The organism is Bacillus sp. SSR7 (assembly GCF_055902415.1).
Genome location: NZ_JBVVXV010000022.1, coordinates 26,498 through 47,055 on the forward strand (window position 1 = coordinate 26,498; position 20,558 = coordinate 47,055).

At 39.0% G+C, this 20,558-nt stretch carries 17 protein-coding genes and 1 pseudogene; 3 read left to right on the forward strand and 15 right to left on the reverse strand.

What is annotated here, in order from left to right; translation table 11 throughout:
- Window positions 1-101: 101 nt before the first annotated feature.
- The 7 genes from AC0NJG_RS26430 to spo0F all read right to left on the reverse strand — a co-directional run bounded on the left by AC0NJG_RS26430 (window position 102) and on the right by spo0F (window position 7,293).
- Window positions 102-686 carry a thymidine kinase gene (locus AC0NJG_RS26430; protein WP_000280861.1) on the reverse strand — a complete coding sequence of 195 codons (585 nt, stop codon included), beginning with the start codon at window positions 684-686 and terminating at the stop codon, window positions 102-104.
- Window positions 687-794: 108 nt separating this feature from the next.
- The gene (locus AC0NJG_RS26435) at window positions 795-1,040 is read right to left on the reverse strand and encodes a type B 50S ribosomal protein L31 (RefSeq protein ID WP_000643437.1); all 246 of its coding nucleotides are present in this window, start codon (window positions 1,038-1,040) and stop codon (window positions 795-797) included.
- A gap of 523 nt (window positions 1,041-1,563) precedes the next feature.
- Window positions 1,564-2,835 (reverse strand): transcription termination factor Rho, encoded by a 1,272-nt coding sequence (gene rho / locus AC0NJG_RS26440; protein ID WP_001053898.1) that lies wholly within the window; start codon window positions 2,833-2,835, stop codon window positions 1,564-1,566.
- Between the two features lie 318 nt (window positions 2,836-3,153).
- Window positions 3,154-4,119 carry a class II fructose-bisphosphatase gene (gene glpX, locus AC0NJG_RS26445; protein WP_000442333.1) on the reverse strand — a complete coding sequence of 322 codons (966 nt, stop codon included), beginning with the start codon at window positions 4,117-4,119 and terminating at the stop codon, window positions 3,154-3,156.
- Between the two features lie 116 nt (window positions 4,120-4,235).
- Window positions 4,236-5,525 carry a UDP-N-acetylglucosamine 1-carboxyvinyltransferase gene (gene murA / locus AC0NJG_RS26450; protein ID WP_000413260.1) on the reverse strand — a complete coding sequence of 430 codons (1,290 nt, stop codon included), beginning with the start codon at window positions 5,523-5,525 and terminating at the stop codon, window positions 4,236-4,238.
- A gap of 331 nt (window positions 5,526-5,856) precedes the next feature.
- Complete coding sequence (locus tag AC0NJG_RS26455; protein WP_001131850.1) at window positions 5,857-6,714, reverse strand: class II fructose-bisphosphate aldolase; 858 nt, start codon at window positions 6,712-6,714, stop codon at window positions 5,857-5,859.
- 210 nt (window positions 6,715-6,924) lie between these two features.
- Window positions 6,925-7,293 (reverse strand): sporulation initiation phosphotransferase Spo0F, encoded by a 369-nt coding sequence (gene spo0F, locus AC0NJG_RS26460; protein ID WP_000398594.1) that lies wholly within the window; start codon window positions 7,291-7,293, stop codon window positions 6,925-6,927.
- A 201-nt stretch (window positions 7,294-7,494) separates the two neighbouring features.
- On the opposite strand from spo0F, the gene AC0NJG_RS26465 reads away from it, so the two are divergent.
- Window positions 7,495-8,019 carry a DUF2529 domain-containing protein gene (locus tag AC0NJG_RS26465; protein WP_474063632.1) on the forward strand — a complete coding sequence of 175 codons (525 nt, stop codon included), beginning with the start codon at window positions 7,495-7,497 and terminating at the stop codon, window positions 8,017-8,019.
- Window positions 8,020-8,050: 31 nt separating this feature from the next.
- On the opposite strand, the gene pyrG is transcribed toward AC0NJG_RS26465, so the two are convergent.
- From pyrG to AC0NJG_RS26505, 8 genes and pseudogenes are all read right to left on the reverse strand, one after another.
- Window positions 8,051-9,658, reverse strand: a complete 1,608-nt coding sequence (gene pyrG, locus AC0NJG_RS26470) for a CTP synthase (RefSeq protein ID WP_000170453.1) — start codon at window positions 9,656-9,658, stop codon at window positions 8,051-8,053.
- Window positions 9,659-9,915: 257 nt separating this feature from the next.
- A complete protein-coding gene (gene rpoE, locus AC0NJG_RS26475) occupies window positions 9,916-10,449 on the reverse strand; it encodes a DNA-directed RNA polymerase subunit delta (protein WP_087955180.1) in 534 nt (177 codons plus the stop codon).
- Between the two features lie 154 nt (window positions 10,450-10,603).
- Window positions 10,604-11,233, reverse strand: a complete 630-nt coding sequence (locus tag AC0NJG_RS26480; RefSeq protein ID WP_000238599.1) for a TetR/AcrR family transcriptional regulator — start codon at window positions 11,231-11,233, stop codon at window positions 10,604-10,606.
- A 65-nt stretch (window positions 11,234-11,298) separates the two neighbouring features.
- The gene (gene acdA, locus AC0NJG_RS26485; protein WP_000545533.1) at window positions 11,299-12,438 is read right to left on the reverse strand and encodes an acyl-CoA dehydrogenase AcdA; all 1,140 of its coding nucleotides are present in this window, start codon (window positions 12,436-12,438) and stop codon (window positions 11,299-11,301) included.
- A gap of 21 nt (window positions 12,439-12,459) precedes the next feature.
- Window positions 12,460-13,590, reverse strand: a complete 1,131-nt coding sequence (locus tag AC0NJG_RS26490) for an acyl-CoA dehydrogenase (protein ID WP_001011168.1) — start codon at window positions 13,588-13,590, stop codon at window positions 12,460-12,462.
- 72 nt (window positions 13,591-13,662) lie between these two features.
- Entirely contained in the window at window positions 13,663-14,514 is an 852-nt protein-coding gene (locus AC0NJG_RS26495) for a 3-hydroxybutyryl-CoA dehydrogenase (RefSeq protein ID WP_474063633.1), read from the reverse strand.
- 49 nt (window positions 14,515-14,563) lie between these two features.
- Window positions 14,564-15,845, reverse strand: a pseudogene (locus AC0NJG_RS26500) (acetyl-CoA C-acetyltransferase).
- Window positions 15,846-15,854: 9 nt separating this feature from the next.
- Window positions 15,855-17,966: a (Fe-S)-binding protein gene (locus AC0NJG_RS26505; RefSeq protein WP_001086788.1), complete on the reverse strand. Its 2,112-nt coding sequence runs from the start codon at window positions 17,964-17,966 to the stop codon at window positions 15,855-15,857.
- Between the two features lie 306 nt (window positions 17,967-18,272).
- Between AC0NJG_RS26505 and cls the strand changes: the two genes are divergently transcribed.
- Entirely contained in the window at window positions 18,273-19,466 is a 1,194-nt protein-coding gene (gene cls, locus AC0NJG_RS26510) for a cardiolipin synthase (protein ID WP_087995306.1), read from the forward strand.
- A gap of 32 nt (window positions 19,467-19,498) precedes the next feature.
- On the forward strand, window positions 19,499-20,452 hold the full coding sequence (uvsE, locus tag AC0NJG_RS26515; protein WP_474063634.1) for a UV DNA damage repair endonuclease UvsE: 954 nt from the start codon (window positions 19,499-19,501) through the stop codon (window positions 20,450-20,452).
- Window positions 20,453-20,558: the final 106 nt, after the last annotated feature.

A 20,558-nucleotide genomic window follows, 5' to 3' on the forward strand; every position in this document is an offset into this window, starting at 1 on the left:
TTAGATGCGAAGAGCTAGCCACCGGAACTAGATATATTTAAAAGCGTAAGCGGCTCACACTCTCTATTCTGAAAAAAACCCGCCTTGCACAGCGAGTTTACTTATCTTTGTTTTGTAGGAACTGCATGACAATGACGACAGCGTGGTTCATACGATTCTGAAGCACCAACTAAAATAATTGGATCATCAAATGCCGCTGGTTCTCCATCAATTAATCGTTGTGTACGACTTGCCGGAGATCCACATGCAGAACATACTGCTTGTAATTTTGTTACATGTTCAGCAATCGCCATCAGCTGAGGAACTTGTCCAAATGGTAGACCACGGAAATCTTGGTCTAAACCAGCTACAATGACACGATAGCCACGATTTGCCAATACTTGCACCACTTCCACAATGTCCCCATCAAAGAATTGCACCTCATCGATTGCAATTACATCCATTTCTTCAGTGATATGTTCAAATATATCTTTTGAAGCTGAAACAGGAACTGCTTTTACCTTTAATCCGTTATGTGATACAACATCTTCTTCACTATAGCGATTATCAATACATGGTTTAAATACAATTGCATGTTGTTTCGCAAATTGCGTACGACGCACACGGCGGATAAGCTCTTCTGATTTACCAGAAAACATACTACCGCAAATCACTTCAATCCAACCGTTCTGATTTATTAAGTACATGAAGCTCTCCTTTCATCTACTTTTTAATTAAAAGTAGGGTAAAGGTATAATATTTTCGCAAAAAAAACAGACAAGCGAATAGATACACTTGCCTGTTTTATGTTTTTATTACTTAAGACCGTATTTCTTATTGAAGCGGTCAACGCGTCCGTCTGCAGTAGCAAACTTCTGACGTCCAGTGTAGAATGGGTGAGAATCAGAACTGATCTCAACTTTTAGTAATGGATAAGTGTTACCATCTTCCCACTCAACAGTTTCGTTAGATCCTCTAGTAGATCCGCTTAAGAATTTGAAGCCTGTGTTTGTGTCCATGAATACAACTTTCTTGTAATCTGGGTGAATTCCTGCTTTCATTCTTTTCATCTCCTTCCGCCCTGAATCATTTTCGAAACAGAGTTTTTCATCTTCAGCTGCATACACAACTATATTGATGAAACACATATGATGAAATTATAACAAGGCTAACTTCATTTTGCAACTACCTGTTTTTGTCTTTTTAAATTAAAAGTGGAGACGGCTCGTTCAGCTCTGACTGGCTAAGGTTCTCTCGCACAAAAGGTGCTTTTTACCTTTAGTGCGGGAGGTTCTTAGACACGAAGAGCTAGCCGTCGGAACTAGATACAATTTAAAAGCAGAAGCGGCTCGCTCAGAATCGCAGGCTATTTAGAACTCTCGACCTTGATGCGCTTTTTGCTTCGAGCGAGAGAGTGAAATGACCGGAGATTCTAGCCGCTGGAGCTGGATATTATCTTAAAGTGGAGGCAACTCATCCAGCTAGAACCAACTAATGCCCTTCCACTCATCTTTCTTTAACATCACCTAAAAAACATAAAAAAACTCGCTTACCATAAAATAAGCGAGTCCCAATCTTTTCCCTTTACTTCGTTGTTACATATCTTTTCGAATCTGCAACAATATTTTGTAAAAATTCTTCATTTGTCTTTGTTTGACGAAGTTTACGTAAGAAACCTTCAACAAAGTCTGGTGTATCACGCATTGTTTTACGAATACCCCACAGCTTGTCTAAATGTTCTTTCGGAATTAATAGATCCTCTTTACGTGTACCAGAACGGCGAATATCAATTGCCGGGAAGATACGACGCTCAGCTAATGAACGATCTAAGTGAAGTTCCATATTTCCAGTTCCTTTAAATTCTTCGTAAATTACATCGTCCATACGAGATCCTGTATCAACAAGAGCTGTTGCTAAAATTGTTAAGCTACCGCCTTCTTCAATATTACGTGCAGCTCCAAAGAAACGCTTCGGTCTATGGAAGGCAGCTGGGTCGATACCACCCGATAATGTTCTACCACTTGGCGGAATAACAAGATTGTAAGCTCGCGCTAAACGGGTAATACTATCCATTAAAATGATAACATCTTTTTTGTGCTCTACAAGACGCATTGCACGTTCTAACACAAGTTCCGCTACTTTAATATGATTTTCTGGTACTTCATCAAAAGTAGAGCTTACAACATCTCCTTTAACAGAACGTTCAATATCTGTTACTTCCTCTGGACGCTCATCAATTAAAAGGACAATTAATTCAGCTTCCGGATGATTTGTTGTAACACTGTGTGCGATTTCTTTTAATAGACTAGTTTTACCAGCCTTTGGAGGCGCGACAATTAAACCACGTTGTCCAAATCCAACTGGTGCAATTAAATCCATGATGCGTGTCGGTAACTTTTTCGGTTCCGTTTCCAATTTCATTTGGCGATCTGGGTATAATGGTGTTAATGCAGGGAAATGCACACGCTCTTTTGCTGACTCTGGATCATCTCCGTTTACAGCTTCAACTTGTAATAATCCAAAATAGCGTTCATTTTCTTTCGGAGGTCGTACTTTACCAGAAACTTTGTCTCCATTACGTAAATCGAAACGACGAATTTGCGAAGCTGAGATATAAATATCTTCTGAGCTTGGAGAGTAGTTGATAGGACGTAGGAATCCAAATCCTTCTGATTGAATAATTTCTAATACGCCTTCCATGAAGAAGAAACCTTCTTTTTCTGCTCGAGCTTTTAAAATGGCGAAGATTAACTCTTTTTTCGTTAATTTGCTATAATACGAAATTTTAAATTCTTTCGCAAGCTCGTATAACTCTTTTAATTTCATGTTTTCTAATGCTGCAATTGACAAATTCATTCAGACACCACACTTTAACGTTATTCTCTTTTCACATGGGTAAAGGGAAAAAATACGGAAGGCAAATAATTAATAATGAAAGGCAATAAGTTCAAGTAGGGTAATATTCACTATTGTAACCCTTTTATCTAGTTTTAATCAATACGTTGAAACACAAATACAAGAAGCGAAGACAAGAAAATTTGTCTTCGCTTTTTATTTAATCTAGTTTCATCAGCTAGAATCTCCGGTCATTTCAATCTCTCACTCGAAGTAAAGAGCGCTTCAAGGTCGAGAGCTCCAAATAGCCTGCGATTCTGAACGAGCCGCTTACACTTTTTATTTAATAACCAAGTTCGGTTTTTTATTCAAGCTGTGACGTCCGTCTACGAAGCGTACTGTGCCTGATTTCGCACGCATAACAAGAGATTGTGTTGTTCCTACGCTACCTTTAAATTGAACGCCGCGTAATAGTTCTCCGTCTGTTACGCCTGTTGCTGCGAAGATTGCATCGTCACCTTTTACTAAGTCCTCCATGCGAAGGATGCGGTTGATGTCGTCTATGCCCATCTTTTTGCAACGCGCCAATTCAGCGTCGTTTTGTGGTAATAATTTCCCGTGAATTTCTCCACCTAAACATTTTAATGCAACTGCTGCTAACACACCCTCAGGCGCACCACCAGAGCCGAATAAAATATCTACACCTGTACGATCAAATGCGGTGTTGATTGCGCCAGCTACGTCTCCATCATTAATCAATTTAATGCGAGCACCAGCTTTACGAATTTCTTCAATAATTGCTTGATGACGTGGACGGTTTAAAACTGTCGCTACAACATCTTCAATATCTTTGTTTTTCGCTTTCGCAACTGCACGTAAGTTATCGATAATAGGCGCATCAATATCGACCGCCCCAACCGCTTCTGGGCCAACCGCGATTTTATCCATGTACATGTCAGGAGCATGTAACAAATTACCGTGATCTGCAATTGCAATAACAGCAAGAGCATTCCATCCACCAGCTGCTACAATGTTTGTCCCTTCTAAAGGATCAACTGCAACGTCTACACGCGGACCATATCCTGTACCTAATTTTTCTCCGATATATAACATTGGTGCTTCATCCATTTCACCTTCACCAATTACAACTGTACCTTTCATCGGAATTGTATCAAATACATCACGCATAGCTGATGTTGCTGCACCGTCTGCCTCATCCTTTTTCCCGCGTCCCATCCAACGCGCTGATGATAAAGCTGCAGCCTCTGTTACACGTACTAACTCCATAGATAAACTTCTTTCCACGATAATCCCTCTCCTTTAAGCCTTTATATTTCTGCCGTATTTTGTGAACCGTGTTTTTCTATAAAGTGTACTTCCGCAAGTAGTGATGCTTCGCTTCCCCCTCGCGGAAGTATCACTTATGCGTTCTTCATTTCTTCAATTTCTTGCTTTGTCATTTGTTCTCGCCAAATGTTTGCACCAAGCCCTTTAAGCTTGTCTACTATATTTTCATAACCACGATCGATATGCTCAAGTCCGGTTACTTCTGTAATTCCATCCGCCATTAATCCTGCAATAACAAGGGCTGCTCCAGCTCGCAAATCACTCGCTTTCACTTTTGCACCTTGTAATAAAACAGGACCAGTTACGATAGCTGACCGACCTTCTACTTTAATTTGCGCATTCATACGACGTAATTCATCAATATGTTTAAAACGTGCGCCATAAATCGTATCCGTTACAACCCCCGTTCCATGCGCCTTTGTTAAAAGTGTTGTAAACGGCTGTTGTAAATCGGTTGGGAAACCTGGATATACAAGCGTTTTTATATCAACTACTTTTAATCTTCTATCACCGTTCACTGTAATCTGGTCATCATTCGTTTCAACTTGGACACCAGCTTCTCTTAATTTTGCGGTAACTGACTCCAAATGCTGAGGAATAACATTATCAACTGTTACTTCTCCTCCTGACGCAGCACCTAAAATCATATACGTACCCGCTTCAATACGATCTGGAATGATCGTATGATGACAACCGTGCAGTGAATCCACACCATCAATTCGGATTACATCTGTACCAGCACCTTTAATACGTGCTCCCATGCTAGTTAACAGTGTAGCTACATCAATAATCTCTGGTTCTTTCGCTGCGTTTTCAATAACAGTTCTACCTTTCGCTCGTACGGCTGCTAGCATAATATTAATCGTAGCTCCTACACTAACAACATCTAAATAAATACGTGCCCCTCGTAGTTCATCTGCTCTTAAATAGATAGCACCTTGTTCATTCGTAACATGTGCACCTAACGCTTCAAACCCTTTAATATGCTGATCAATCGGCCTCGGTCCTAAGTGACATCCACCTGGAAGCCCAATAACAGCTTTTTTAAAACGGCCAAGCATCGCACCCATTAAATAATAAGAAGCACGCAATTTTTTCACTTTTCCATTTGGTAAAGGCATTGCAACCATGTTAGAAGGATCGACTACCATCTCTTCCTCCTGCCCATAAGTCACTCTCCCTCCAATTTCCTCTAGTAAGTCTCCTAACATTTTCACGTCCGAAATATTAGGGACACCACCAATAGTTACTGGAGTATCTGCTAAAATTGTCGCTGGAATTAGTGCAACGGCGCTGTTCTTTGCACCACTCACGCGAATTGTTCCATTTAAAGCTCTTCCGCCTTCAATTAGCAATTTTTCCATATTGAGCTCCCTTCTTGTGAATGTATTTACTTTCTATATTTTTATAGAAAGCTCCCCCTTAAGAATCTCAATTACTTTTCCATCCCAAAACTCAATAAATAGGAAACCATTATCTTCATTTCTCCTGTAATACAAAAAGATAAAGATTAACTATTTATCGAATTTACTTTATCAATTTAGATACGTTATCACATTTATTAATAGGACTATGCACATTATTTTCTATTTCAAAAACAAAATGATAAAATCTTTAGACTTGTTCACGCTTTCATTATACAACGAAAGGAAACCGTCTAAAAGAGTAGACGGTTTCCAAAACGGAATTTTATTCTTACGCTTTACCGTTAGAACCGAATTCGCGAATTTTACCAATAACAGTTGCTTTGATAGCGTCGCGGCCAGGTCCGATAAATTTACGAGGATCGTAAACTTCTTGGTCTTTGTTTAATACTTCACGAACAGCTTTTGTAAACTCGATTTGGTTCTCAGTGTTTACGTTGATTTTTGAAGTACCTAAAGAGATAGCTTTTTCGATATCAGCAGTTGGGATACCAGTACCACCGTGTAATACTAAAGGTACGCCAGTGAAGTCACGAACTTGTTCCATTTCAGCGAATCCTAAGTTAGGCTCACCTTTGTAAGGACCGTGTACAGAACCTAAAGCTGGAGCTAGGCAATCGATACCTGTTGCTTCAACAAGGTGCTTACACTCAGCTGGGTCAGCGTAAATTACGCCTTCAGCGATTACGTCGTCTTCTTGTCCGCCAACTGTTCCAAGCTCAGCTTCAACAGATACGTTACGAGCGTGTGCGTATTCTACTACTTTTTTAGTAGTTTCTACGTTTTCTTCGAATGGGTGGTGAGAAGCGTCGATCATTACAGATGTGAAACCTGCATCGATTGCTTCTTTACATTTTTCGAAGCTTGAACCGTGGTCAAGGTGAATCGCTACAGGAACAGTGATGTTCATTTCTTCGATTAAAGCTTTAACCATAGCTACAACTGTTTTGAAACCAGTCATATGACGAGCTGCACCCTCAGATACACCTAGGATTACAGGAGATTTTTCTTCTTCCGCAGCAGCTAAGATAGCTTGAGTCCACTCTAAGTTGTTCATGTTGAATTGACCAACTGCGTATTTTCCTTCTAGTGCTTTGTTTAGCATTTCTTTCATAGAAACTAAAGGCATGGTGAATCCTCCTAAAAAACGTTTTTTGTATCCGATAAGTTCTTATCGCTGGTAGTATGACCAGAATAAGGTAAAATATGTATATCTACATACCGGACTTTTTTCTACACTCAATAGGATAACAACTTGTACTCAAAAACTCAACCGTATTCACCTGCACAATAGTCCATGTAAACGCTTTTTTCCATATTTTTTATAAAAAATTCATTTTTAAGCCTCTACAGCGAGCTCATTTCTCACCGCTTGACGAATTTCATCAATATCAAATGGTTTAGCAAAATGCATTAAAGCACCTAAATCTTTTGCTTCTTGGATCATATCAAGCTCTCCATAAGCAGTCATTAAAATCACTTTAATACTCTCATCAATTTCTTTTACATGCTTTAAAATCTCTATACCGTCCATACCTGGAATTTTCATATCTAACACAACTAAATCTGGATTATCCTTTTTCACGATATCTAAAGCTTGAAATCCATTCGCTGCTTGGAATGTCTGATAACCTTCTTTTTGGAACACTTCATGTAATAACACACGAATGCCATATTGATCATCAACGATTAAAATTTTCCCTTCCATAACTCCCAACCTTTCTGTGTAAGTACAAGATTTAAAGCTTCTTATATCTTAACGATTAATTTTCGCTATTCTTTACCAAATTCCTTCCTATTTCTTTCTTATTTTACCGTTTCCCATTTTGTTATGCCACCTTCGATTTCACCTTTCTAAAAAAATAAACTATAATGAAAGCCGGTAAACACGTACGAAGGGAGTAACATTATGTTAAAAATTTTTTCAACCCAATTAAGCGGTTATTTCTCCAGAGTTTCTCAAAAAGAGGAAATGAATATAGAAGATAGCGCCCGTCTACTTGCTCAAGCATTAGTTGGCGAAGGTTTCATTTATTTACATGGTACAAATGAAATGGAGGGCGTTATTGCTGAAGCGCTATTCGGTGCTGAACCAATGAAGCAAGCAAAACGATTATTTGAAAATAATAAAGAAGTAGAAGTAACTTCTGCAGATCGTGTACTTCTTATCAGCCGTTTTTCAACAGATGAAGAAGTTGTAGCAATAGCAAAAAAACTTCAAGCAGATGGACACTCTATTGTCGGCATTTCTGCTATTCAAGAAGGTACTGAATCACTAGAACAATATACAGATGTACATATTGATACAAAATTGTTAAAAGGGCTTATTCCAGACGATGAAGGTAATCGCTACGGATTCCCCAGCTTAATGATAGCTTTATTTGCATATCACGGGATCAAATTTACAATCGATGAAATGTTAAATGAATATTAAAAAAAGCGCCCTATTTCAGGCGCTTTTTTTATTACTTGCTCTCTTTATTCGTAATAGATGCTCTTACGAAGTCATGGAACAATGGTTGTGGACGGTTTGGACGAGAAACAAGTTCTGGGTGGAACTGTGCTGCTACGAACCAAGGGTGATCTTTTAATTCAACGATTTCAACTAAACGGCCGTCTGGGCTTGTACCAGAGAATACAAATCCTGCTTTTTCCATATCCGGACGGAATTGATTGTTGAACTCATAACGATGACGATGACGCTCATATACAACCGGCTCATTGTAAGCATTGTAAGCATTTGTTTCTTCAGCAAGCTTACATGGGTATAGGCCAAGACGAAGTGTACCACCTAAGTCTTCTACATCTTTTTGTTCTGGTAATAAGTCGATGATTGCATAAGGTGTGTCAGGATTAATTTCAGAAGAGTTAGCTCCTTCTAATCCTAATACGTTACGTGCGAATTCGATTGATGCAAGTTGCATACCTAAGCAAATTCCTAGGAATGGAACTTTGTTTTCACGAGCATATTGAATTGCAACGATTTTACCTTCTACACCACGATCACCGAAGCCACCTGGTACAAGGATACCATCTGTGTCTCCTACTAATTCTTGTACGTTCTCTGCTGTTACGTGCTCAGCATTTACCCATTTCACTTCTACATCTGTGTCGAAAGAGTAACCTGCATGACGAAGTGCTTCTACAACAGAAATGTATGCATCTTGAAGCTCTACGTATTTACCAACAAGAGCGATTTTTGTTTTCTTAGAAAGGTTACGCACTTTTTCAACTAGCGCAGTCCACTCTGTCATATCTGCAGCTGGATTGTCTAATTTTAAGTGATCGCAAACGATTTGGTCCATATTTTGCTCTTGAAGAGATAATGGAACTGCATATAAAGTATCTGCATCGCGTGCTTCAATAACTGCTTTTGTATCAATGTCGCAGAATAATGCAAGCTTGTCTTTCATATCTTGAGAAACAGGCATTTCTGTACGAACAACGATAATATTTGGTTGAATACCTAAGCTGCGAAGCTCTTTAACGCTATGTTGCGTTGGTTTTGTTTTCATTTCACCCGCTGCTTTTAAGTACGGGATTAACGTACAGTGAATGTACATTACATTGTCACGACCGATGTCGCTCTTAATTTGACGGATTGCTTCTAAGAATGGTAGAGACTCGATGTCACCAACAGTTCCACCAATTTCTGTAATAACAACGTCCGCGTTTGTTTCGCGACCAGAACGGTATACGCGCTCTTTAATTTCGTTAGTAATGTGAGGAATAACTTGAACTGTTCCTCCTAGGTATTCACCACGACGCTCTTTTTGAAGAACTGAAGAGTAAATTTTACCTGTTGTTACGTTGCTGTATTTATTTAAATTGATGTCGATGAAACGCTCATAGTGACCAAGGTCTAAGTCAGTTTCTGCACCATCATCTGTTACGAATACCTCACCGTGTTGGTATGGGCTCATAGTCCCTGGGTCTACGTTAATGTATGGATCAAACTTTTGAATCGTTACGTTTAAACCACGATTTTTTAAAAGTCTTCCAAGAGATGCTGCTGTAATACCTTTTCCTAGAGACGATACTACACCGCCTGTTACAAAAATATACTTAGTCATGAAAAAGCTCCCTTCTATTTTGCTGTTATATAATCACCGTTGCAAAGCGCAACGTATGTAGATAACACTGTATCCATCTTATTGTTAGACTCTTTTTATTTTCTAAACAAAAAACAAAAAAGAAAATTGCTCCCCTCATCACATAAAGTAATAAGTAGGGAGCAATTTTCTTTTATATTTACACTTTAAAAGTATTATCGTCCTTTTTTAAAGAGCCCAAAAATGATTCTACATGGACGATAATGAAAAGTCAAGAACTACAGTTCTTCCTCTTCTTCTTCTTCAGTTTCATCATACTCAAGTTCTTCTTCAGCGAAGTCATCTTCATCTTCGTCTAAATCATCAAGATCATCGTCGTCTCCGTCTTCGTCTTCAAGAACCTTGTCCAAATCTTCTACATCTTCATCTTCGTCTTCATTTCCGTCTACATCATCAAAGTCATCTTCATCTTCTTCAATGTAGTCGTCAAAACCGTCTTCTTCAACTTTACGTTTCTTCTTCGGTTTTGGTTGAGGCAAGATTTCTTCATCAATTTGCTCGTATGGGTACCAGCTGCGTAGCCCCCAACGATTTTCTCCTAAATTAATGAAACGTCCATCGATGTTTAAGTCTGTATAAAATTGTGCGATTTTCGCATTAACTTGCTCTTGAGATAGTCCCAGCACTTGAGCGATTTCTTGAACCAACTCGTTGAATGTCGTTGCTTGTTTTTTATCCCCTAAAACGCTATGTACAACTTCAATCATTGAACATTCTTTTAGCTCTTCTGGTGAATATTGCTTAAAATCCACTTATGCGGCACTTCCTTTCATCAAATATAACCTTATATATAACGGCCTGCTTAAAAAAATCCATACTATTCATTATAAACAAAAGTCGCACAAATATGCTACAAAAAAAACGGGAAACTTTTATAGGGCAGTAAAATTATAATTTGTGCATTCCTTATTTCGGAAGCATATGGGCCCCTTGTAATACATACCTAATTTGCATTTCTGTATATTCTTCGAGCGTATATAGCTTTTGCAACGCCCAACGTCGAAATCCCCACATCTGTCCTTGTATAAAAATATTATGCGCAAGAAGCTGTATTTCTTTTTTATTTAATGTAAATGTTCCATTTTCCGTACACTGTTCTAAAATATTCTCAAACATTCCTACCATTTGAAACTCCTTTTCTAATACATACGGGAGTGATTCTTTCGGTAAAAAGCGTACCTCTTGATACATTATTAATACTTCTTCTTGCAATTCGTCCATCACTTTAAAATAATTCGTTATTGCTATCTTTAAACTTTCTATACTTCCTTTTTCTGTACAAACTACTTCCTCTAATCTTTCTTTTACATGTTCATAAATACTATCACAAACTAAATACAAAACATCATCTTTTGTACGAATGTATTCATAAAGCGTTCCAATACTAAATCCAGCTGCCTTTGCAATCTCTCTCGTTGTTGTACGCGGAAATCCTTTTTGCTTAAACAATTGCACTGCACCTTTAATCATTTGTTCACGTCTTAACGCAACTAATTTCTCATCTTTCACTGATGCGTGCACATTATGTTTAACCATCCCCTTCACCTCTCTATTATTTTATTGGAAGGAAAAAGCGTAGGAAAATACCTACGCCTTTGATCCTACTTCGTTAACATACGAGAAATTACGAGCCTTTGAATCTCTTGTGTTCCTTCATATATCTGTGTAATCTTTGCATCTCGCATGTATCGCTCTACTGGATAATCTTTCGTATAACCGTAACCACCAAATACTTGTACCGCTTCAGTCGTCACCTTCATCGCTGCATCACCTGCAAATACTTTTGACATCGCCGACTCTTTACCATAAGGAAGTCCTTCTGATTCCAGCCAAGCTGCTTGATATGTTAGAAGACGCGCCGCCTCCACATCCGTTGCCATATCTGCAAGTTTAAAGCCAATCCCTTGCTGCGCCGCTATCGGCTTCCCAAACTGATGACGCTCTCTTGCATATTCTACTGAAGCATCTAAAGCCCCTTGTGCAATGCCAACCGCTTGCGCCGCAATACCGTTACGGCCACCATCTAATGTTTGCATCGCTATCTTAAACCCTTGTCCTTCTTCCCCTAGTAAATTTTCTACAGGAATACGGCAATCTTCGAACATAATTTCAGTTGTTGGTGAAGAGCGAATCCCTAACTTGCTTTCCTTCTTCCCAACTGAGAATCCTGGTGTATCACTTTCCACAATAAACGCGCTCGTACCACGCTGCTTTGATTCAGGATCAGTTAACGCGAATACAACATAAATGTCGGCAATACCGCCATTTGTAATAAATATTTTCGATCCATTTAAAACATAATGGTCTCCGTCTCTTTTGGCGATTGTCTTCATTCCACCAGCATCCGATCCAGACCCTGGCTCCGTTAAGCCGTATGCACCAATTTTCTTTCCTTCAGCCATCGGTCGTAAAAACGTTTGCTTTTGCTCTTCTGTTCCAAATTTAAAAATTGGCCAACCAGCAAGTGAAGTATGTGCAGACAATGTTACACCTGTAGAAGCACATACGCGTGATAATTCTTCAATAGCAATTACATACGCCAAGTAATCGCTTCCAATTCCGCCGTATTCTTCAGGCCACGGAATTCCGGTTAAACCAAGCTCTGCCATTTGATCAAATAGCGCACGATCAAACCTCTCTTCTTCATCACGTTCAGCTGCTGTCGGTGCTACTTCGTTCTTAGCAAAGTCCCGAACCATTTTTCTTATCATTTCATGTTCTTCTGATAGTTTAAAATGCATGCCCGTCTCCCCCTTGTGCTTTTATAAAGCCCGGCTAATAACAAGTTTCTGTATTTCACTCGTTCCTTCATATATTTGCGTGATTTTCGCATCACGGAAAAATCTTTCTACTGGATAATCTTTCGTATAACCGTAACCACCAAATACTTGTACTGCTTCAATTGCAACTTCAACAGCTGTTTTAGAAGCGAATAATTTCGCAATAGATGCTTCTTTACCACATGGTAATCCTTGCGCTCTTAGCGATGCCGCCCTATATACAAGTAATCGCGCCGCTTCTACGCTAGTTGCCATATCTGCAAGTTTGAAGCCAATCCCTTGCTGCGCCGCAATTGGCTTTCCGAATTGCTCACGTTCTTTCGCATAATCAATCGCACATGCAAGCGCCGCTTCAGCAATCCCTAATGCTTGCGCCCCAATTCCAATTCGTCCAACATCTAAATTCGCCATCGCTACCTTAAATCCTTGTCCTTCTTCACCAAGTAAATTCTCAGCCGGTACCTTCATATCCTCGAACGTAAGTTGTACAGTGCGAGAACCGAGTAGTCCCATTTTATGCTCATCTTTACCGATAATTAAGCCTGGTGTATCTTTCTCTACTATGAATGCAGAAATCCCACTCTTTCCTGCCTCTGGATTTGTAGAAGCGAATACAATATATGTACTTGCTTCACCACCATTTGTAATGAACACCTTCGATCCATTAATGATGTAATGATCGCCTTTCTTCACAGCTCTTGATTTCAAACTTCCTGCATCCGATCCTGCATTTGGTTCTGTTAATGCAAATGCACCTAAATATTCACCAGTCGCAAGTTTAGAAACGTATTTCTCTTTCTGTTCTTCTGTTCCGAAATATAAAATCGGGTTCATTCCAACTGACGTATGTACAGCTAAAATTACACCAACCGTTGCGCTTACCTTTGAAATTTCTTCAATGGCTAAAATGTAAGAAATAAAATCCATTTCTGCCCCACCGTATTTTGCAGGCGCTGGAATTCCCATTAACCCAAGCTCACCCATCTTCTGCAAAATCTCTTTTGGGAATACCCCTTGTTCCATACTAGGAACAAAGGGAGCTATTTCCTTCTGTGCAAAATCCCGAACCATTTTCCTCATCATTTGCTGCTCTTCATTAAAACGAAAGTTCATATATTCCGCCTCCATTTGCTATATATCCTTTAAATAATTTGGTAAGACCACTATTTTGTAACAAAGGGGCATTTATTCGTAAACGTAGAATCCACGACCTGTTTTACGCCCTAACCATCCTGCATTCACATACTTACGTAATAACGGACATGGGCGATATTTACTATCTCCTAATCCTTCATGCAACACTTCCATAATGTATAAACACGTATCTAAACCGATAAAATCAGCGAGTGTCAAAGGCCCCATCGGATGGTTCATACCAAGCTTCATGACTTCATCAATTGCTTCTTTCGTCGCTACACCTTCATATAACGTATAAATTGCTTCGTTAATCATCGGTAGCAAAATGCGGTTTGATACAAAACCTGGGAAATCATTCACTTCAACTGGTACTTTCCCAATTTTTTTCGTAATATCTTCAATTGCTTCATATACCGCATCATCGGTAGCCAAACCACGAATAATCTCAACAAGCTTCATAACTGGAACTGGATTCATAAAGTGCATACCGATTACTTTTTCCGGACGCTTCGTTACCGCTGCAATTTCTGTAATTGGCAGAGATGACGTATTCGTCGCTAAAATTGCGTGTTCTGGAGCAATTTCATCTAGATTCGCAAAGATTTTCTTTTTAATATCCATTTTCTCAACAGCTGCTTCAATAATAAGATCCGCTTCTTTCACACAATCTAAATCAAGCGTTACTGTAAGACGATTTAATGTCGGTTTCTTTTTTTTTTCCTTCATGCGTCCTTTTTCTACTTGGCGCGCTAAGTTTTTCGTAATGATAGCCAATCCTCTATCTAATTGCTCTTGCTTTAAATCTTGTACCTTCACGTCATATCCTGCCATTGCACATACTTGTGCAATTCCTGATCCCATTTGCCCTGCACCAATTACAACAATGTTTTGTACACCCATTTTTTCTTCCCCCTTAATTGTTAATAAATTTTATACCCTCGAACTTTAATTAGTGAACTTCAATCATCACTGCATCACCTTGGCCACCACCGCTACAGATCGAAGCAATACCAATTCCGCCGCCGCGTTGCTTCAGTGCATGGATTAGTGTAACGATAATGCGCGCTCCGCTTGCTCCAATCGGATGCCCCATCGCCACTGCGCCGCCATTTATATTCAATTTTTCTGGGTCAATTCCCGCAATCTCTGTACTTGCAATTGCTACTGCTGCAAATGCTTCATTAATCTCGAATAAATCGATGTCTTCAATTGTCTTTCCTGTTTTTTCAAGCAATGCGTTAATTGCATAACCTGGCGTTCTCGGGAAATCTTTAGACTCCACTGCAATTGCTGTATGTGCCAAAATTGTCGCTAACGGCTTTCTTCCTTCTTGCTTCGCTCTCTCTTCGCTCATTAATACAAGTGCAGCACCACCATCGTTTAAGCCTGGTGCATTACCAGCTGTCACTGTCGCTGTTTTATCAAATACAGGTTTTAATTTTGCTAACTTTTCAATTGTTGTATCCGCGCGTGGCGCCTCATCTTTTGCAACGACAATAGGATCGCCTTTTCTTTGCGGAATCGTTACTGGCACGATTTCCTCTTCAAACCGTCCTTCTTTATGTGCTGAAACCGCACGCTGGTGGCTACGATATGCCCATTCATCTTGCGCTTCGCGAGAAATTCCATCTTCCTTCGCAACTTCTCCGCCATAAACACCCATGTGTATACCTGAAAATGCGCATGTTAAACCGTCAGCAACGTTTAAATCAACGACTTCGTTGTTGCCCATTCTGTATCCCCATCTTGCTCCTCTTAAAATGTAAGGACTGTTACTCATCGACTCCATACCACCAGCTACAATCAATGATTGATCACCAGTACGAATAATTTGATCCGCTAACGTAACCGCACGAAGCCCCGATGCACAAACTTTATTCACTGTTTCCGTCTGCACTTCCCAAGGGATTCCAGCAGCCCTCGCCGCTTGGCGCGATGGAATTTGTCCCTGCCCACCTTGAATAACCGTTCCGAATATAACTTCCTCAACATCACTAGCAGCAACATTTGCTCTTTCAAGCGCCGCTTTAATTGCAATCCCTCCAAGTTCTGTTGCTTTTACATCTTTTAAAGATCCACCAAATTTCCCAACCGGTGTTCTTGCAGCACTTAAAATAACTGTTTTACTCATATTTCTTTCCCCCATTTCTTTTTATCACTGAGCGTGCGCTCGGTGTTCCTACGTTGAGAAGAGGTGCAATAATTGCACCTCTTTCTAAAGTTGTATGCATTCCTACAAACTAGATTGCTTCTTTCTTCTGTCCAATCACTGAGCGTTCTAAAATCTCTGTTACATCGAGAGTTTGAACTTTCTCTTCAACTTCTTTCGCTTTCGTCCCATCACTAATCATCGTTAAGCAATAAGGACATCCTGTACCGATAATGGATGGCTGTACAGCTAATGCTTGTTCTGTACGAGCAACGTTAATGCGAGAACCTGTTGTTTCCTCCATCCACATTAAGCCACCACCTGCTCCACAGCACATTCCCGTTTCACGGTTACGTGCCATTTCTACAAGGTTCACACCAGGAATCGCTTTCAAAATGTCTCGTGGCGCTTCGTATACTTCGTTGTATCTTCCTAAGTAACAGGAATCATGGTACGTAACTGTTTCCTCAATAGCGTGAACCGGTTTTAAGCGTCCTTCTTTCACCCACTGAGCTAGCAGTTCTGTATGATGATAGACTTCTGCTTGCAAGCCAAAGTCCGGATACTCATTTTTAAATGTGTTATAAGCATGAGGGTCAATCGTAACGATTTTCTTCACTCCTGCTTTTTCAAATTCCTCGATATTTTTTGTCGCCATCTCTTGGAAGACAAATTCATTTCCAAGGCGGCGCGGTGTATCTCCAGAGTTCTTTTCCTTATTACCGAGTATCGCAAATGAAATGCCTGCTTCGTTCATCAACTTCGCGAACGAAATCGCAATCTTCTGACTACGATTATCATATGACCCCATTGAACCAACCCAGAATAAATATTCGAACTCCTCTCCAGCTTTCGATTTTTCTTTTACAGTTGGAACCGTTACTTCATCATCACCTTGGCGCCAAGTTTCACGCTCTTTACGGTTTAGACCCCACGGATTCCCTTGACGCTCGATGTTTGTCATCGCACGCTGCGCTTCCGCATCCATCTTTCCTTCTGTTAAAACAAGATAGCGGCGTAAATCAATAATTTTATCAACATGCTCATTCATAACCGGACACTGATCCTCACAGTTACGACACGTTGTACAAGCCCAAATCTCTTCTTCTGTAATAACATCTCCGATTAAACTCGGATCGTAAGCGAGTGTTGTGGCTGCAGATTCTTGTTGTCCTTTCCCAGCTGCCATCATCGCTAACTGATTTCCTTGTGTATTATTAAAAGCAACTACCGGAACCCACGGTGCTTTTGATGTCACTGCAGCTCCTTTATCAGTCAAATGATCGCGAAGTTTTAAAATCAAATCCATCGGCGATAACATTTTCCCTGTTCCTGTTGCCGGACACATATTTGTACAACGACCACACTCTACGCAAGCGTATAAATCAATAAGCTGATTTTGTCTAAAGTCTTCGATTTTACCAACACCAAATGTTTCTTGTGTTTCATCTTCAAAGTCAATCTTTTCAAGTTTCCCTGGATTTGAAAGACGGCCGAAGAAAACGTTAGCTGGTCCCGCAATTAAATGCGCGTGTTTCGATTGTGGAACATAAACTAAAAACGTTAACAAAATTAGTAAATGCACCCACCAAGAGAAATAGAACACAGAAATGGCTGCGGTTTCATTTATCCCTGAGAAAACGTAAGCGATTGCAGAAGCGATTGGCTCACTCCATGAAAGCTCCTCGCCATGCCATATAATTCCCATCCCATTACCGAGTAGCACAGAAATCATTAAGCCACCGATAAAGATAAGAACAAGGCCTGATTTGAAATTACGTTTTAAACGAACTAGCTTCTCAACATAACGTCGATGAAAAGCCCAAAAGACTGCAATTAAAATAACAAGTGTGACAATTTCCTGGAAGAATGTAAATGCAGGGTATAGTGGTCCAAGTGGAAGATGTGATCCTGGTGCGAGTCCTTTCCAAACGAAGTCAATTGCTCCAAATTGGACAAGAATAAATCCATAAAAGAACATAACGTGAATAATGCCGCTCTTTTTATCTTTCAGCAGCTTTTTTTGACCGAAAACATTGACCTTAAGGAGATCCCAACGCTCTTTAAAACGACGGTCAAATTCAATCTTTTTTCCTAACTGTATGTAGGCCATCCTCGTTCGTATAAGATACACAAACAAATATCCCGCATAAGCAATAACAGCAATGGCAGCCAGCCAATTCATGATCAGTAAGCTATTCATTTTTATGCTACCCCTCTCTTTGTAAGCCCTCTTTCTTTTTTAGAATCTTCAAAAACATATAATTTTCTGAATTTTATCCCCTACCTTCATTATATAATGAGTGAGCATTCAGTCAACAGTTTTTTGTTATACAACAACATATTTTTTAATAAAGCTGTTTATTTCGGTGAAACTATAAAGTGAAACTTTAATCAGTAGAAGTTATTTACTCCTTACTAATTATTAGGCCACAAATAACAGGATAAAATGAATGTTTGATTTATAAAAAACAAATGGTGAAAAGACCGTGAAGGAGGGAATTTACTCATGTTCTTCTTATCTCTCTTATTAGTAGGTAGCACTCTCTGGATTGTAATTGATCTTTCTTATGGGAGAATTATTCATTTAAAGCGTGTACGTTCTCGTTCTTTCCCTTTACGTCAAAGTGATTTTCACCTTTATACATACGGAAAAGATTTGTATGACGCTCTATTTACTGATATAAAACAGGCGAAACACCATGTGCACGTTTTGTTCTTCATTGTAAAAAACGATAAAATCAGCCGGGAATTTTTAAAGTTACTTATTGATAAGGCAAAGGAAGGAATTGAAGTAAGACTTCTACTCGATCGATTGGGAAGCCATCATTTATCAAATGAGGCCATTCGATCCCTACAAAAACATGGTGTCTCTTTTTCATTTTGTCACAAAGTAAAGTTTCCTTTTCCTTTCTTTTCTGCAAATCAAAGAAACCATAGAAAAATTACAGTTATCGACGGGAAAATTGGTTATATTGGTGGATTTAATATTGGAGAAGAATATTTAGGGCATAATCAAAAATTAGGATTATGGCGCGATTATCACTTACGTCTTACAGGAGAAGGAATACAAGATTTACAAAAGCAATTTTTACATGATTGGCTGGACGATACAGATCAAAATTTATTAGAGGCATCTCTTTATTTTCCTAAGCAACAACCAGGAACCATTCTGCATCGTTTTATCCCTACTGATGGGGCCTACTTGCAAAATACATTTTTATATTTAATTGAAAGCGCAGAAAAAGAACTCTTTATCGGTACACCATATTTCATTCCTGGAAGAAAAATTATGAATGCATTATTAAAAGCGCGACAACGCGGGGTTCAAATCACGATTCTCGTTCCAGAAAAAGCGGATCACCCCCTTGTTCGAGAAGCAAAATTCCCATATTGCCGAAAGTTAATACAAGCTGGCTGTAATATTTACGCATTTCAACAAGGTTTTTTTCACGCTAAAGTTATTATAGTTGATGACTACATCTGTGATATCGGAACTGCAAACTTTGATATGAGAAGTTTATATATTAACCATGAAATCAACTGCCTTTTATATGATGAACATTTTATACAAACAGTAAAAAATAAATTCCACGAAGATTTAGAAAATGCGTCATTACTTTCCTTGAAAGATGTTAGTCCGAATTCCCTCATTAATAGAGGCAAAGAATGGATAGGAACAATACTTGCTTTCTTTCTATAGGAAAGATAATGCATAAAGGAGATGTATTCATTATGATTATACGTTTCGGATATGTCTCACATGCAATGGCACTCTGGGACTGTTCTCCGGCTAAAACGATGACATTTACAAGCTTTCAAAAGCTTAGTAAACAAGAACGAGAAGATAAATTATACGATGTTACGCGGCAGAATCTTGAGCATACAATACGTATTCTTCATTACAATATAGCGCATGAAATTCCATTATATCGCTTATCTTCTTCCATCGTCCCACTTGCAACACATCCCGAAGTCGAGTTTGATTACATCGGTTTGTTCACACCGCTTTGGCGTAAAATTGGGGCATTAATTAAAGAACATAATTTACGAGTAAGTTTTCATCCAAATCAATTTACACTATTTACAAGCGATAAGCCACACATTACAACTAACGCTATTACAGATATGACTTATCACTATAAAGTATTAGATGCAATAGGAATTGCAGATTCTTCTTATATTAACATCCACGTAGGTGGTGCCTACGGAAATAAAGAAAAAGCGGTTGAACGTTTCCATGAAAACATAAAAAAACTTCCTGCACATATAAAGAGGCAAATGACACTTGAAAATGATGATAAAACATATACAACTGCTGAAACTTTATCTATTTGCCAAAAAGAAAAGGTTCCATTTGTATTTGATTATCATCATCACATGGCAAATCTTTGCGAAGAACCGTTAGAAGAGTTACTTCCTGCAATTTTTGAAACTTGGGCACATACAAATATCCTTCCTAAAGTTCATATTTCCTCCCCTAAATCAAAAAAAGAATTTAGGGCTCACGCGGAATATATTGATTTAGAGTTTATTAAACCTTTCTTACACGTTGCAAAAAAAATCAATCATAATTTCGATATTATGATTGAAAGTAAACAGAAAGATTTAGCGATGCTGCAATTCATACATGAATTATCCGCTATAAGAGGAATAAAAAGAATAAATAGCTCAACATTACAATGGTAAATTGTAATGTTGAGCTATTTTTTTCAAAAAAAGTAATTTTTTTAGTAAAAAACACCCTATTTTATATGCTATGATTGGAATTAGCATTTTCCACCTGTGATTCAAC

Coding starts and splice junctions, on each gene's coding strand:
- AC0NJG_RS26430 (WP_000280861.1), bottom strand. CDS start 686: ATGTACTTAATAAATCAGAACGGTTGGATTGAAGTGATTTGCGGTAGT.
- AC0NJG_RS26435 (WP_000643437.1), bottom strand. CDS start 1,040: ATGAAAGCAGGAATTCACCCAGATTACAAGAAAGTTGTATTCATGGAC.
- rho (WP_001053898.1), bottom strand. CDS start 2,835: ATGAATTTGTCAATTGCAGCATTAGAAAACATGAAATTAAAAGAGTTA.
- murA (WP_000413260.1), bottom strand. CDS start 5,525: ATGGAAAAATTGCTAATTGAAGGCGGAAGAGCTTTAAATGGAACAATT.
- AC0NJG_RS26455 (WP_001131850.1), bottom strand. CDS start 6,714: ATGCCTTTAGTTTCTATGAAAGAAATGCTAAACAAAGCACTAGAAGGA.
- spo0F (WP_000398594.1), bottom strand. CDS start 7,293: ATGGAAGGGAAAATTTTAATCGTTGATGATCAATATGGCATTCGTGTG.
- AC0NJG_RS26465 (WP_474063632.1), top strand. CDS start 7,495: ATGTTAAAAATTTTTTCAACCCAATTAAGCGGTTATTTCTCCAGAGTT.
- pyrG (WP_000170453.1), bottom strand. CDS start 9,658: ATGACTAAGTATATTTTTGTAACAGGCGGTGTAGTATCGTCTCTAGGA.
- AC0NJG_RS26480 (WP_000238599.1), bottom strand. CDS start 11,233: ATGGTTAAACATAATGTGCACGCATCAGTGAAAGATGAGAAATTAGTT.
- acdA (WP_000545533.1), bottom strand. CDS start 12,438: ATGCATTTTAAACTATCAGAAGAACATGAAATGATAAGAAAAATGGTT.
- AC0NJG_RS26490 (WP_001011168.1), bottom strand. CDS start 13,590: ATGAACTTTCGTTTTAATGAAGAGCAGCAAATGATGAGGAAAATGGTT.
- AC0NJG_RS26495 (WP_474063633.1), bottom strand. CDS start 14,514: ATGGGTGTACAAAACATTGTTGTAATTGGTGCAGGGCAAATGGGATCA.
- AC0NJG_RS26505 (WP_001086788.1), bottom strand. CDS start 17,966: ATGAATAGCTTACTGATCATGAATTGGCTGGCTGCCATTGCTGTTATT.
- cls (WP_087995306.1), top strand. CDS start 18,273: ATGTTCTTCTTATCTCTCTTATTAGTAGGTAGCACTCTCTGGATTGTA.
- uvsE (WP_474063634.1), top strand. CDS start 19,499: ATGATTATACGTTTCGGATATGTCTCACATGCAATGGCACTCTGGGAC.